This is a genomic window from Providencia sp. PROV175 (assembly GCF_032707045.1).
Classification (GTDB): domain Bacteria; phylum Pseudomonadota; class Gammaproteobacteria; order Enterobacterales; family Enterobacteriaceae; genus Providencia; species Providencia hangzhouensis.
The window spans coordinates 466936-479136 of record NZ_CP120533.1 but is presented as its reverse complement, the minus strand read 5'-3'; the positions used below and the strand labels follow the sequence as shown (position 1 = coordinate 479136).

9 protein-coding genes are annotated in these 12201 nt (G+C 40.9%); 4 read left to right on the top strand and 5 right to left on the bottom strand.

The genetic code is table 11. From position 1 onward, the window contains the following. Positions 1–42: 42 nt before the first annotated feature. Positions 43–2037 (top strand): TonB-dependent receptor plug domain-containing protein, encoded by a 1995-nt coding sequence (locus P3L44_RS02080; RefSeq protein ID WP_140172896.1) that lies wholly within the window; start codon positions 43–45, stop codon positions 2035–2037. A gap of 442 nt (positions 2038–2479) precedes the next feature. Beyond that, positions 2480–2995, top strand: a complete 516-nt coding sequence (zur, locus tag P3L44_RS02075; RefSeq protein WP_004915213.1) for a zinc uptake transcriptional repressor Zur — start codon at positions 2480–2482, stop codon at positions 2993–2995. A gap of 166 nt (positions 2996–3161) precedes the next feature. On the opposite strand, the gene lexA is transcribed toward zur, so the two are convergent. Together lexA and P3L44_RS02065 are read right to left on the bottom strand one after the other, a co-directional pair. Next, positions 3162–3779: a transcriptional repressor LexA gene (gene lexA / locus P3L44_RS02070; protein ID WP_004915217.1), complete on the bottom strand. Its 618-nt coding sequence runs from the start codon at positions 3777–3779 to the stop codon at positions 3162–3164. Between the two features lie 136 nt (positions 3780–3915). Continuing rightward, positions 3916–4290 (bottom strand): diacylglycerol kinase, encoded by a 375-nt coding sequence (locus tag P3L44_RS02065; protein WP_272662004.1) that lies wholly within the window; start codon positions 4288–4290, stop codon positions 3916–3918. A 126-nt stretch (positions 4291–4416) separates the two neighbouring features. Between P3L44_RS02065 and plsB the strand changes: the two genes are divergently transcribed. Next, positions 4417–6906 (top strand): glycerol-3-phosphate 1-O-acyltransferase PlsB, encoded by a 2490-nt coding sequence (gene plsB, locus P3L44_RS02060; protein WP_140172895.1) that lies wholly within the window; start codon positions 4417–4419, stop codon positions 6904–6906. Between the two features lie 83 nt (positions 6907–6989). On the opposite strand, the gene ubiA is transcribed toward plsB, so the two are convergent. From ubiA to pgi, 3 genes are all read right to left on the bottom strand, one after another. Continuing rightward, positions 6990–7844, bottom strand: coding sequence for a 4-hydroxybenzoate octaprenyltransferase (gene ubiA / locus P3L44_RS02055; protein WP_036958350.1), 855 nt, complete (start codon positions 7842–7844; stop codon positions 6990–6992). Positions 7845–7995: 151 nt separating this feature from the next. Continuing rightward, positions 7996–8499 carry a chorismate lyase gene (ubiC, locus tag P3L44_RS02050; RefSeq protein WP_272662005.1) on the bottom strand — a complete coding sequence of 168 codons (504 nt, stop codon included), beginning with the start codon at positions 8497–8499 and terminating at the stop codon, positions 7996–7998. 335 nt (positions 8500–8834) lie between these two features. Beyond that, positions 8835–10481, bottom strand: a complete 1647-nt coding sequence (gene pgi / locus P3L44_RS02045; RefSeq protein ID WP_123382739.1) for a glucose-6-phosphate isomerase — start codon at positions 10479–10481, stop codon at positions 8835–8837. Positions 10482–10795: 314 nt separating this feature from the next. Here pgi and lysC point away from each other — a divergent pair, with 314 nt between their 5' ends. Further along, positions 10796–12172, top strand: coding sequence for a lysine-sensitive aspartokinase 3 (lysC, locus tag P3L44_RS02040; RefSeq protein ID WP_272662006.1), 1377 nt, complete (start codon positions 10796–10798; stop codon positions 12170–12172). Positions 12173–12201 lie beyond the last annotated feature (29 nt).

Sequence of the window (12201 nt, the reverse complement as noted above, 5' to 3'; positions counted from 1 at the left end):
TAAAAAATAATATATCGTTATTTACAAAACTGGAAAGACATAATGAAAATAAAACAAATTACCTATTGGGTTGGGATGGCTTTATTCACGACACAGGGCTACGCAGCCTCACCTAACACTGAAAAAAATACCGATGTGATGTCCGTTTGGAGCACCCCGCTTGCCGCTGATGCTAACATCATCACAGAAAACCAAATGAAGCAGTTGAATAAAACAAACGTCGCACAGGCGCTGAGTACCATGCCAGGAGTTTCTATTCAAAAATCAGGAAACCGCAATGAAACTCAAGTCAATGTACGTGGTTTTGATAGCCGCCAAGTACCTATTTTCTTTGATGGTATTCCAACTTACGTGCCTTATGACGGTACGCTAGACCTTGGCCGCTTTATGACTAGCGAGCTAGCCAGCGTAGAGCTATCCACCGGCTATACCTCTCTATTACAAGGCCCGAACCTGATGGGCGGGGCTATCAACTTAACCACCGCCACGCCTCAAAAACCCTTTGAAGCCAATATTAGCTTAAACCAAGGTTTTGCTCGCGGTGCAGATAACGCCCACAATATCAGCGCACGTTTAGGGGGGCGTAACGATCTCGGCTTTATTCAAGTCAGTGGCAGTCAATATAAGCAGCGCTTTATGGGAATACCGGGCTCAGAAAATAATAACCCATTAGCGGGTAATAATGGCCGTCGCCCGAATTCAGCAACTGATGACAAACGTATGATGGTGAAAGTAGGCTGGACACCACGAGAAGCAGATGAATACGTCGTGACTTATTTAAAACAAGAGGGTGATAAAAATAGTCCACCTAGCGTAGCGAATAAAAAACAACAAATTTGGCAGTGGCCTGCTTATGATAAAGAAAGCATTTATTTCAACGGTACAACCCAAGTCACCGACGATATCGCTTTACAGAGTCGCCTATACCACGATACGTTCAAAAATACGCTTCATCAGTATAAATCTGTCAAAGATTACGAAAAAGGCCTTTATAACTACAGCCGTTACGATGATTACAGTAACGGTGCTGACATGCGTGTTGACTTCACCGTGCGTGAATTAGATATGCTGTCATTTGCTGCACACTGGAAAGAAGATGTCCACCGTGCACGCGCCAAAAGAGATGTCCCATTCGACCGCTATAAAGATAATACCTATTCTATTGCTACCGAATATCAATGGGTTGCCATGGATAACTTAGATATTATTGGTGGTATTGGCTATGACTGGCGCAAAAGTGCTGACGGTAAGCGCTATGATTACAAATCTGGTGATTTTGAAAAATACGATGGCAATAGCCAAAATGCGTTCAACTGGGAAGTCATGGCTCGCTATCATTTAGAAAATAAAGACACCGTTCAATTTTCTATATCAGAAAGAAGCCGTTTCCCAACGCAAAAAGAGCGTTATACCAAAGAAAAAATGAAAAGTGACGACACATTCGTCATTAACCCACATATCGATACTGAGCGTGCTCTTACCTATGATTTGACTTACAAGGGACATATCTCACCCACTTGGTCATATACTTCAAGTCTCTATTATAACCATGTAACTGATGCCATTATGGCGCATCGTGTCGGTACTAATCAGGATGGAGGTTATATACTCGAAAATCGTAACAGCGGCAAAGTTGACTACTTTGGCATTGATTTAGGGACTAACGGGCAAATTACCGATTGGTTGGAAGCGGGTTTAAGTTACGGCTACATTCATGCTGATCCAAAACACTACAGCGTTAAACATGTTGCTGAATTACCTACCCACAAAGCCTTCGCTTGGGTGAAATTTACCCCTTATGAGCCATTCAGCATCACTGTAACCGAAGAAGCAAGAAGCTGGGCCTTTAATTATGTCGATGCAGATAGCAAAGTGCGTGGATATGCCAAAACTGACCTACGTTTAGATTATGACTTTGGACAAGGAATATCTGTTAATACATCAGTTAATAACTTATTCGATAAATCATATGAATATACTAATGGGTATATCGAAGAGGGTCGTAATTATTGGTTAGGTATTGAATATAAATACTAATCTAAATATATTAGGCAATGACTTTAATCATTGCCTAATAATATATAAATAAAATAAGATTAATCTGTGCTCCTGCAAAAATAATAAACATAAACCCCATAAAGTAAGCTTTAGAGGGTGAGAAAAGAAGGTTGTAAATTAAAGGCAAGATAAGTCTTAATTGAAATTACATCAAATTAAAACTAAATCTTTCAATTAATTATTCATCATGAGTTATGAATTTACAATAAATTTGTTTAATATATGTTTCATTTTATCTGTTTATTTTTAAATAAAATTAAATATCATTTTTTATATTTTATTTATTAGTCAAAAAAAACTCAGCAAAGCTAAAATTTTTTGATAGCACCGCATTCATCTCTTGATTCTCTATAGTTCAAGAAACTGTGATAAACTTGTGTGCAGTAAACATTTGCATTTTTCAACGGGTGGGGTCAGTAAAATGGAAAAGATGAGTGAAAAAAAAGTTCTTGCGATGGCAGAACATATTTGCCAATCAAGAGGCGTCAGGTTGACACCACAGAGAGAAACGGTATTGAGCCTAATAGCACAACAGCATGGTGCGATCAGTGCTTATGATTTACTCGACTTACTACGTGAAATTGAACCTCAGGCTAAGCCACCTACCGTTTATCGTGGCCTTGAGTTTTTAATGGAACAAGGTTTTATCCATAAAATCGAATCAACCAACAGCTATGTTGTTTGTCACCATTTTGATAACCCAAGCCATATCTCTGTTATGTTAATTTGCGACCAGTGCGGAAGTGTAACGGAAAGTGATTGCACAACGATAGAAGCCGCAATTATTAATTTGGCAGATGAACACCAATTCCGCTTAAGGCATACCGTAGTGGAAAACCATGGTTTATGTAAAAATTGCGACGAAGTGAATAGCTGCCAAGATCATGAACATTGTCATCATAACCACGAACAACCTGTAACCCCTAAGAAAAAATAAATAGCCGGACTGCTAGATCGTTTGATGAAATGCAAAGAGAAAATAGAGAAGAGAAAAATATAAGAAAGGAAACAAAACAGGCAGACTTCAGAATAAAACCATGAAATCTGCCTGCAATCGTCTTCACCGTCTGTAACCTACCATTACAGCTGGTTGCTAACGAAAATTAATACCAATCACTGTTACGAATAACCCCAACCGCTAAACCTTCAATAGTGAAATTTTGCTGACGCAAGTCAACAACAATAGGTTCGAATTCTGGGTTTTCTGCTATTAACTCAACACGGTTACCCTGTTGCTTAAAACGTTTAACAGTGACTTCATCTTCGATACGTGCAACCACTACTTGCCCGTTATGTACATTTTGTGTTTTATGCACAGCTAATAAATCGCCATCCATAATACCAATATCTTTCATGGACATCCCATTCACACGCAATAAGAAATCTGCATGTGGTTTAAACAGCTCAGGGTCAACTTGATAGTGGCTCTCAATATGTTCCTGTGCTAATAATGGTTCGCCAGCGGCTACACGTCCAATCAGAGGTAACCCCTGATCTTCGGTTTCTTCTTCAAGAAGCAGACGAATACCTCGAGATGCACCTGAGACGATTTCAATAACCCCTTTACGCGCTAAGGCCTTTAAATGTTCTTCTGCCGCATTAGGCGAACGAAAACCAAGGCTTGCTGCTATCTCAGCGCGTGTAGGAGGCATACCCGTCTGCGAAATGTGGTCACGCACTAGATCGTAAACCTGCTGTTGTCGAGCCGTCAGTGCTTTCATTCCGTTCCCCTGTTTGTTTATACAGTCAAGCTGTGAGTATATACAGGTAAATGAAGATTTGGAACAGTTAAATCGCTCAATTTAAGCATTTGTTATCGATTTATTTTCTTTTTACCTGATTAAGTAACCAAACACCTTAACCAGGGAAATAGCGCTTCCATAATACGAGTACCCAAATAAACAACGCTAAACCGATACTCACAAATACCGCGGCAGAACCAATATCTTTAGCTCTCCCTGAAAGTTCATGATATTCACTTCCGATACGGTCAACTACGGCTTCTATCGCGCTATTCAGTAATTCGACTATTGCCACCAGAACAACAGAACTCACTAACAAAATCCTATCTATATAGCTGATATCTAAATAAAATGCGATAAAAATCGCGATAATTGCAGCAACAGATTCTTGCCTAAATGCGGCTTCATTAACCCAAGCTGCCTTCAAACCTTTAAGGGAATACCCCGCAGCTTTAATCACTCGCGTGAAGCCCTTAACTTGACTCGCCATATTTATTCCTTAAAAAATACAAACAATAATCGATTTTTACGGTCAAAGTGAATTGTCAGTAACAGATCTAACCATGTATTTCTGGTATGATTGCGCAGCATTGTTAACAAGAGGCTATAATCATTTATGTCACTATGGCGTAAAATATATTACAACACGTTGAATTTACCACTTAAATTATTGGTAAAAAGTAAACTAATTCCTTCGGATCCCATCACTGAGTTGCAGCTTGATGTCAACAGGCCAACCCTATACGTATTACCTTATCATTCGAAGTCTGACCTCCTCACGCTACGGCATCAATGCTTAGCTATTGGTCTGCCAGACCCTCTGGTCGACAATGATATCAATGGAACGAAGCTTCCGGCGTACGTTTTTATCGATGATGGCCCACGTATTTTTCGCTATTATTCACCGAATCCACGTAAGGATTCAGTAAAAACTTTCCATGCTTATTTAGATTTGCATAAAAACAATCCAAATCTAGATATTCAAATGCTACCGGCATCCGTGATGTTTGGCCGCTCACCGGGTCGTGAAGGCCATACTCCAGCACCACCATTGAAACTGTTAAATGGGATTCAAAAATTCTTCGCCGTTTTATGGTTAGGGCGTGACAGCTTCGTGCGTTTATCACCCATTGTCTCAATTGGTAAAATGGCACAAGACCACGGCACAGACTCCATTATTGCCAACAAACTCGCCCGTGTCGCGCGTATTCACTATTCGCGCCAACGTCTCGCAGCAGTTGGGCCAAAACTCCCTGCACGTTATGAGCTGTTTAATAAGTTATTGACGTCAAAAGCAATTGAAAAAGCCGTTGAAGACGAAGCGCGCAGTAAAAAAATTCCACTCAAAAAAGCTCAGCAAAATGCCGTTGGGATGATGGAAGAAATCGCAGCCAATTTCTCTTATGAAGCAGTACGTTTAACGGATAGGGTTCTTAGTTGGACTTGGAATCGCCTTTATCAAGGCATTAATGTTCAGCACGCTGAACGAGTCCGCCAGCTAGCACAAGACGGCCATGAAATCGTTTATGTGCCATCCCACCGTAGCCATATGGACTACTTACTGCTCTCATATGTGCTATACCATCAAGGGCTAGTTCCACCCCATATTGCCGCGGGGATCAACCTCAATTTCTGGCCTGCTGGGCCTATTTTCCGTCGTTTAGGGGCCTTTTTTATTCGCCGAACGTTCAAAGGCAATAAACTGTATTCGACCGTTTTCCGTGAATATTTAAGTGAGCTATTTGCCCGAGGTTACTCCATCGAGTACTTTGTGGAAGGTGGACGCTCACGTACCGGTCGTTTATTACAGCCTAAGACGGGTACTCTCTCCATGACGTTACAAGCGATGTTGCGCGGTGACTCACGCCCTATCACCATTGTTCCTATCTACATCGGGTATGAACATGTGATGGAAGTGGGTACTTACGCCAAAGAACTGCGCGGTGCAGAAAAAGAGAAAGAAGGCTTTTTCTCTATGGTTCGCGGCTTACGTAAATTGCGCAACCTAGGCCAAGGCTATGTTAACTTTGGCCAGCCAATTTCGCTTCCACACTATCTCAACCAGCGTGTACCTGATTGGCGCGACTCTATCGACCCTATCGAAGCACAAAGACCAACTTGGCTAAACCCAACGGTCAGTTCGTTAGCTGATAACATTATGGTCAATATTAATAATGCAGCCGCAGCCAATGCGATTAACCTGTGTGCGACTGCGTTACTGGCTTCTCGTCAACGCTCACTGACTCGTGAGCAACTAGTTGAACAAGTCGACTGTTACCTGCAATTATTGCGCAATGTGCCATACACCGCAGATGCTACAACGCCAAATAAAACGGCCGAGCAATTGTTAGAACATGCTTTGCAAATGGATAAATTTGAAGTCGAAAAAGACAGCATGGGGGATATTATCATTCTTCCTCGCGAAAATGCCGTCTTGATGACCTATTACCGTAACAATATCCATCATTTATTAGTATTACCATCGCTAATAACTAGCATTGTGTTGCACCATGAACGCATTAGCCGCCAAGACATTCACTATCAAGTAGGCCAAATTTACCCATTCTTAAAAGCAGAACTGTTTATGCGTTATAACAGTGATGAGCTACATGAGACGGTAGATACACTAATTGATGAACTGAATAACCAAAAGCTAATTTGCTTAAAAGAAGATGATGTGGTGGTGCTAAATCCTCGCCGTATTCGTCCATTACAGCTCTTAGCCGCAGGCGTTCGTGAGACTTTACAACGTTATGCAATCACATTGTCATTACTCAATGCGAGCCCGGAAATTAGCCGTAATACACTGGAAAAACAAAGTCGTATCCTTGCGCAACGCCTTTCTGTTCTACACGGTATTAACGCTCCTGAATTCTTTGATAAAGCGGTATTCTCCACATTGGTCGATACCCTAAGAGAGGAAGGCTACATTGATAATAATGAAAATGATATCTTTGTAACCAATGCACAGAAACTGTATGCCGTTCTGGCTCGCTTGATGTCACCTGAGATCCGTTTAACTATTGAAAGTGTTAGCCAAGACGATGAGTTTTCTGAAAAAAAACTAACTGAAAGCACGCAATCTCCGGAACAAGTGAAAAGCTAATCGCCTTTTCTCAAGCCAATAAAACAAAAAAGGTCATGTTAGAAATAACATGACCTTTTTCACTTTGGCTCAATAACTGTAATTTAAAAATAACTGATAAAAATACCAATAAACAATATTAAGCCAACAAAGTTATTGTTCATAAAAGCTTTAAAGCAAGGCGCACGTTCACGGTTAACCATCAATTGCTGCTGATAGATAAATAAACCCGCAACTAACACTAATGAAATATAATAAAGGGTTCCTAAACCCGCCAGTGAGCCAATCACCAATAATAAGCCAACCATCAGTAATTGCAGCAAACCAATAATCAGTTTGTCATATTGCCCGAATAGAATAGCGGTTGATTTCACACCAATTTTTAAATCATCATCGCGGTCTACCATTGCATACTGAGTATCGTAGATCACCGACCAAATAATATTAACTAAAAACAGTAACCAACAAACAACTGGCAAAGTTTCACCAACAGCAGAGAAAGACATTGGAATTGACCAACCAAAAGCCGCACCTAATACCACTTGGGGTAAGTTACTGACTCTCTTAACAAAGGGATAAACCCATGCCAAAGCCAAACCTGCAACCGACAACCAAATGGTCATGGAATTGAGTGTCAAAACTAGCAGAAAAGAGAGGCCAACAAGGCTTGCAAACAATATTTTTGCTTCTTTTTCTGTTACGTCCCCACTCGGGAGTGGGCGGTGTTTAGTCCGCTCTACGTGGCCATCAAAATGACGGTCAGCAAAGTCATTAATAACACAACCAGCTGCACGCATAAAAAATACGCCGGCAGTAAATACAATTAAAAGATGTAAACTTGGCGTACCTTGAGCCGCAATCCATAATGCCCAATACGTCGGCCACAATAGCAACAGTGAACCAATGGGTCTATCAATACGCATTAAACGGCTGTATGCATGCCATTTACTTAGCGTCATACTTCCCTCCACTTTATCGTGCTCCTTTTCGAATTCCATCATACTTCAAATTAGGTATATTTTAATACCACCAAACTCGGCAACTTACTGATTTATATTTGTTGGCATAGTGTCATTGCAGAGACCTGAAAACTCAAAGTACTTAGGATAGTTAGCGATATGCAGGTGATTCAGGTAAAAATATTTCTGTTAACAGCAACGGTTTATTCGATAGTCTTAACCGAGAACTACGTACCCACCGATTTGCGCAAGAACCAATATGGATATAATCTCGAGTTAAACTCTCGCGGCTAAATAAATAACGCCCTAATGGCATTCTCCCAATATCCACCAGTTGTTGGTCATCATCAGTCAGTGTTTCTTCAGGGATTACCGTTCGGCCCAGTAACCAAGGGATACCATCTCCATACATGACAACTTCTCTGACCCAATAACGCTGGCTTTCAGGTAAAGACTGCACTTCATCCGCACTTAGCTTATCTTGCGATACATAGCGTTCTAAATATGGAATGACAGTCACTTGCTGGCTATGTTGCTCAAAACGTTTTGTCATGGAGCCAAGCTCTAATAGCCAATCTAATACATTGGCAGGCACTATTTTATCGTTCTCCACCAGCCAGTGAATCGGCTGAGAAGTAAAAAGCGTTTCATCCATTACTTAAAATTCCACCATGAATAACATGGTCATGATTTACTGTATTTCTTACACAATAGGATATCACGTTGTTTTACGACAAGGTTAAAGTTAGCTAACAATTTATATAAAAAGTCACATTTTCAACACAAAATGTAAAAATATAGTAAAAAGTTTTTTAAATACTAGCTAGTTATCGATAATAATAAAATTCATTAATATCTTAACAAAATAGATTTAGTTGCTTGAAAAATAGTCGATTAAACAATCGTTCAATTAAACAAAATGTCGACTAAACAATATAAGGCAGGAAGCTCCTACCTTATATTGAAGTATTTAAATAATACGTTAGTAATTTATCGCCAAGCTTTATAGCTATTAATCAAACCATTGGTCGAACTATCATGGCTACTCACGGTATCACTATTTTCTAATTCAGGCAGGATACGGCTTGCGAGTTGTTTACCTAACTCCACGCCCCATTGGTCGAAAGTAAAGATATTTAAAATCGCCCCTTGAGTGAATATTTTGTGCTCATACATCGCAATCAATGCACCTAACGAATATGGCGTGATTGATTTCAATAAGATAGAGTTAGTTGGGCGGTTGCCTTCAAACACCTTATAAGGCGCAACATATTCCATATCCGCGACATTTTTACCTTGCGCAGCAAACTCGGCATCAACCACTTCACGAGTTTTACCAAACGCCAGTGCTTCGGTTTGCGCAAAGAAATTAGATAATAATTTTTCGTGATGATCCCCTAACGGGTTATGGGTTACCGCAGGTGCGATAAAATCACATGGGATCATCTTAGTTCCTTGGTGGATCAACTGATAAAACGCATGTTGGCCATTGGTTCCTGGCTCCCCCCAAATAATTGGACCAGTTTGATAAGTAACAGGTTTTCCATCACGACCAATATATTTACCGTTCGACTCCATATTGCCTTGTTGGAAGTATGCGGCAAAGCGATGCATGTATTGGTCGTATGGCAGAATCGCTTCAGTTTCTGCTTCAAAAAAATTGTTGTACCAAATGCCAATCAAACCCAACAACACCGGGATGTTTTTTTCTAATGGAGTTTGGGTAAAATGTTTATCCATCGCATGGGCGCCGCTCAATAATTGAACGAAATTATCAAAGCCAACCGATAAAATAATCGATAAACCAATTGCTGACCATAATGAATAGCGGCCACCAACCCAATCCCAGAATTCAAACATATTGTTGGTATCAATACCAAACTTCGCAACTTCTTCGCTATTCGTTGAAAGCGCCACAAAATGCTTAGCAACTTGGCTTTCATCTTTTGCCGCAGCCAAGAACCAATCACGAGCAGAATGCGCATTAGTCATGGTTTCTTGCGTTGTAAAGGTTTTTGACGCAATTAAAAACAGTGTCGTTTCTGGGTTCAGTTTTTTCAGCGTTTCCGCAATTTGTGTACCATCCACATTCGATACAAAGTGCATATTTAGGTGGTTTTTGTATGGTCGTAGTGCTTCTGTCACCATAAATGGACCAAGGTCAGAACCACCAATACCGATGTTCACCACATCAGTAATCGCTTTACCGGTGTACCCTTTCCAATCACCGCTGATAATGCGCTGACTAAATTGCTGCATTTTATCCAATACCGCATTCACTTCAGGCATGACATCTTTGCCATCGACATAAACAGGGGTGTTATCGCGGTTGCGCAAAGCAGTATGTAATACCGCACGGTCTTCAGTACGGTTAATTTTCTCACCTTGGAACATGCTGTTGATAGCGCTTTCTAGCTCTGTTTCTTTTGCTAAGGCCAATAAATGTTCCAATGTTTCTTGTGTAATTCTATTTTTGGAGAAATCCACTAAGATTTGACCATCGAACGTCGCCGAAAAATGAGTAAAGCGGTCTTTATCCTGTGCAAACAAATCGCGCATATGAACATTTTTCATTTGCGCAAAATGTTGCTCTAGCGCCCGCCATGCAGCCGTCTGGCTTGGATTAATACTTCTCATGGATAACACTCTCCAAATAATTTTAAATAGAAATAGATTGTACCCCGTCACGAAAACGAGACTTATCGGTTTTCTGCGTTATATTGATATTCCCCAATTCTGAGCGACTTTTCCAGACTTAATTAACGTTTTCACGGAAATACCATATTCAGAGTAACTGATTTATCTGACTAGTATGACAAGAGATATTGAGAAAACCGATAATAAATTACCTATCATTAGAATTACTGATTTACTTCGATTCTTGATTGACGCAATCCTATTTACCCGATAAATCTATATAAAGATTAGGTTTAACCAAAGGGATTGACACCATGAATACCGCAGCGCCTTCAACAGACAACCATCAGTATGTTATCGCCAAATTTGGCGGCACCAGCGTCGCTAACTTTGAAGCGATGAACAACAGCGCCAATATCGTTCTTTCCAACCCAAATGTGCGAGTTGTGGTACTTTCAGCTTCTGCTGGCATTACCAATTTATTAATCGAACTGGCTGAAGGCTGCGATGCGGATAAACGCAATGAACTGCTGAAAAAAGTGAAAGATATTCAATATGCAATTATTGATAATCTACAAACAGCTGATGTTATTCGTGAAGAAATCAATCGGTTACTTGATAATATTGCACATTTAGCTGATTCGGCTGCTTTAGCCACTTCCGATGCATTAACGGATGAAATGGTCAGCCATGGCGAATTAATGTCAACCTTACTATTTGTTGAAGTACTACGCCAACGTAATGCTAATTCCCAATGGTTTGACGTACGCAAAGTGATGAGAACGAATGACAGCTTTGGCCGTGCTGAACCAGAACTTGCTCAGCTAAAAGCATTGTCAGAACAACAACTCATGCCACGCCTTACTGAGTCGGTTGTCATTACTCAAGGGTTTATTGGTCGTGATGAAAAAGGCCGCACGACCACTCTTGGGCGCGGTGGAAGTGACTACACCGCCGCTTTGTTAGCTGAAGTACTTAATTTATCACGTGTCGATATTTGGACTGATGTTCCTGGAATTTACACCACAGACCCTCGCGTCGTACCGAGTGCCCAACGCATTGATGAAATTGCTTTCGATGAAGCGGCAGAAATGGCGACCTTTGGCGCAAAAATTTTGCATCCTGCGACACTCCTTCCTGCAGTACGTGCGGGGATCCCAGTTTTTGTCGGTTCAAGTAAAGCCCCCGAAGCCGGCGGCACCATTGTGTGTGATAAAACCACGAATCCACCACAATTTAGGGCATTAGCACTGCGCCGTAAACAAACGCTACTCACCTTGCACAGTCTAAAAATGCTGCACGCACGCGGTTTCTTAGCGGAAATTTTCACCATTTTACTGCGCCACAATATTTCAGTGGATCTAATTACGACTTCAGAGGTCAGTGTCGCCCTAACCTTAGACACAACAGGTTCAACGGGAACTAACGGCAGTTTACTCACCAATGCGCTAATGACCGAGCTATCCGCATTATGCCGTGTTGAAGTGGAAGAAGATTTAGCGCTCGTCGCAATCATTGGTAATGAGCTGTCGCAAGTGAATGGCCTCGGAAGACAAATTTTTGGGGCACTTGAGTCATTCAATATTCGTATGATCAGCTATGGAGCAAGTAGCCACAATATTTGTTTATTGGTACCTGGAAATGATGCTGAAGAGATCGTTCGTACTTTGCACAGTAACTTATTCGAATAGTGTGGAAGTTTGATCAAAATACTAGAAGG